The organism is Salinigranum sp., from assembly GCF_041641895.1.
In the GTDB taxonomy this organism is placed as follows: domain Archaea; phylum Halobacteriota; class Halobacteria; order Halobacteriales; family Haloferacaceae; genus Salinigranum.
Window position 1 is genome coordinate 1 of the sequence record NZ_JBEPXO010000149.1, and the last position, 3025, is coordinate 3025.

Genomic DNA, 3025 nt, shown 5'->3' on the forward strand with positions numbered 1-3025 from the left:
AGACGGTACCTGACGCGGAGACGCTTGGGTCGCGCGGTTCAGAAGTCGTCGAGTCGCATCTGGTCCGGCGAGAGCCCCCCGGGTTCCTCGGCGCCGAGGAGGCGCGGGAGCGCCGTGTTCGCGAACGTCAGGCCGACGACCAGCGCGATGGGCGCGAAGAAGAGGCCGTAGAAGCCGAGCACGACCGGGCCGAGCGTGTACGCGAGCATGAGCAGGCCGACGTGGGTGTTCTTGCCGCTCAACAGCGGACGGAGCACCAGGTCCGGGATGGTGTCGACCACGACCACCGCGACCACGAGCAGTACGAGGACGTACACGAGGAGCGACGAGTCGCCGCTGCCGAGCAGCACCGGCATCGCGGTGATGGCGGTCAGCGGGAGGTAGACGACCTTCATGCCGACGACGGGAATCAGGCTCGCGGCTCCGGTCAGAACGCCGGCCAGCGCCGGGTACGGAACTTCCACCGTGGCGGGGGCGACGGCGTTGTACCCCGAAAAGGCGGCGATGGCGATGAGCGAGATGGCGAGGACGTTCAGTAGGTTCCCGAACAGCACCGCCTCCAGCTCCTCGTCGACCGCTTCGAGGTACTCGCGGATGATGGCGTCGTCGTCGAACCGCAGCAGCCACTCCCGGAGTCGGTAGCCGTCGAGGAGGAGGTAGTAGGTGACGATGACGGTGATGAAGAGGTTCAGGAAGAAGTTGGAGACGACGGACGTCAACAGGACCGCGTGCTGGCCGAGGAAGTCGAGAAGCGGTGAGAGCTGACCGGCCTGGTACGCCTCGTAGAGGCCCTGTACCGTCAGGTCGGGCATAGTCTCCATCCCTCCGAGCCAGTCGACGTGGGTGGCGGCGACGTCGAGCAGCGCGTACTGTTCGACGAACAGTCGGGCTTCGAGGACGAGCAGGACGACGGCGTAGCTCACGACGAGGAGGAGCGGGACGGCGAGCGCGGACATGACGACGACTGCACGGATGCGGGCCGGGAGCCGGAGCCGTCGGAGCGAGCCGTAGAAGCGCCGTGTCGAGTAGTAGAGGAACACCGAGACGGTCAGGGGGGCGACGAACTGGAGGGCGAGTGCGCCGAGGACCACGGCGACGAGGAGGCCGAACAGGGCGACGACGAGTCGTTTCTCGTCCATACCGACCCACAATCCGGTTCAGATGATAAAGCTGCGGACGCGAATACCGGAGCTGAGAAGCCCACCGACGGCGCGGTTTGAAGTACCGACTGCGTGAACGGCTACCGATGGTCGACGACGGCATGGACCGGGGGACGTGGCGGTGACGAACCACGACGCCGGGCGAGGGCGGATGCGTGCGTTCCGCGTCGCCTACGACGGCCGACCGTTCTACGGCTTCCAGCGCCAGCCGACGGTCCCGACTGTCGAGGACGCCCTGCTCGACGCGGTGCGGGCGCTCGGTCTCAGTCCCGAGGAGGGCCTCCCATCGGGGTACGCGGCCGCCGGCCGGACGGACAGGGGCGTGTCGGCGCTCGCACAGACCGTCGGCTTCCGCTGTCCCGCGTGGTGTTCGCCCGCGGCGTTGAACAGCGAACTCCCTGCCGACGTGCGAGCGTGGGCACGCGCGGACGCACCCCCGGACTTCCACGCGACACACGACGCCGCCGAGCGCGAGTACACCTACGACCTGTACGCGCCCGACGTCGACGACGGCCGCGTCGCCGCGGCGCTCGCCCGCCTCTGCGGCGAGCACGACTTCCACAACCTGACCACGGACGACGAGGGGACCGTCCGGGTGCTCACGGGCGCCGTCGCCCGCGACGGCGACTTCCTCACGTTCTCCCTCGCCGCGACGGGGTTCGTCCGCCAGCAGGTCCGGAGAGTCGTCTCGCTCGTCCACACCGTGGGTCGGGGAGCGCCGCTCGCGGCGGTCGAACGCGTCCTCGCGCCGGGGGCCGTACCGGGTGAGGAGGGAGTCCCGCCCGCGGCGGCCGAACCGCTCGTCCTCACGGGCGTCGCGTATCCGGGGCTCGACTTCACCGTCGACGAAGAGGCCGCCGAGCGCTCGCGGGTGCTGTTCGACGACCGGGCCGTCGACGGCCGCGTCCGGGCGCGAGTGGCCGGTCGAATCCGCGACGGGATGCGGTGAGTCGGCGACGAACCGGTCACTCCCACGCGTCGGGCCACAGCCCTGCCGCGCGCATCCCCGGTTCGAAGTCGGCGGCGCGGAACGCGTCCGCGAGGGCGTCCCGGTCGAGTCGTGGCGGGTCACGCGCGGCCAGTTCGTGGACGAGGAGTGCGGTCAGCATCGCGTGGTCGCGGAGGGTGCGTCGGTCGACCTTGTCGCGAGTGTCGGCGGCCGTGTGTGCCCACCCCCGGCCGCGTTCACCGCTGTCGGAGTGGAGTTGCAGCGCCGGCACACCCCGCCGGACGAACGGCCACTGGTCGCTGAACGGGTGGGGTTCGGTCTTCACCCGGACCGGGTGGCCGGCCTCCTCACCGACCCGTTCGGCGACAGCCGCCGTCTCGTCGGAGGTGTGCGTCATCGCGACGAGGTCACGGAACCGCCCCGCGCCGTCGACGTTGACGACGGCCGCGGGGTCGAGTCGGGAGGCGAGGTGTTCGGACCCGACGAGACCCGTCTCCTCGCAGCCGACGGCGGCGACGCGCACGCGCCGAGAGAGGTCCATCTCGGCGAGGATTCGACAGGTGGCGACGGCGACAGCGACACCACAGGCGTTGTCGAGGGCGCCCTCGCCGACGTCGTGGGCGTCGTAGTGTGCGAGCAGGAGCAGTTCCCCCGCCCCCGCGCCCTCACCCTCGGCCTCGTCGGGGCCGAGCGTCCCGACGACGTTCTGGCTCTCGCCGCGCTCGGTCGTCGCCTCGACGGAGAGCCGGGCCCGGTCGGGAGCGGCGTCCGTCAGCCACGACCCCGTCTCCTTCGAGACGCCGACGGCGGGAATCTCGGCCTCGCCGTCGAACCGGAGGCTCCCGGTCGGTGGCAGTTGGCCGGGGACGTGGTTGGCGAAGACGAAGCCCACCGCTCCCTCGTCGACCGCACAGCC

Annotated in this window: 3 protein-coding genes; 1 reads left to right on the forward strand and 2 read right to left on the reverse strand. The window is 70.7% G+C overall.

Features of this window, described 5'->3' with window-relative positions; genetic code table 11:
* Nucleotides 1-38 precede the first annotated feature (38 nt).
* Nucleotides 39-1139, reverse strand: coding sequence for an AI-2E family transporter (locus ACESK5_RS19000; protein ID WP_372913151.1), 1101 nt, complete (start codon nt 1137-1139; stop codon nt 39-41).
* Nucleotides 1140-1311: 172 nt separating this feature from the next.
* On the opposite strand from ACESK5_RS19000, the gene truA reads away from it, so the two are divergent.
* Nucleotides 1312-2109 carry a tRNA pseudouridine(38-40) synthase TruA gene (gene truA, locus ACESK5_RS19005; protein ID WP_372913153.1) on the forward strand — a complete coding sequence of 266 codons (798 nt, stop codon included), beginning with the start codon at nt 1312-1314 and terminating at the stop codon, nt 2107-2109.
* A gap of 16 nt (nt 2110-2125) precedes the next feature.
* Here truA and ACESK5_RS19010 read toward each other — a convergent pair.
* A partial coding sequence (locus tag ACESK5_RS19010; protein WP_372913152.1) for a M28 family peptidase occupies nt 2126-3025 on the reverse strand: 900 nt, incomplete at its 5' end.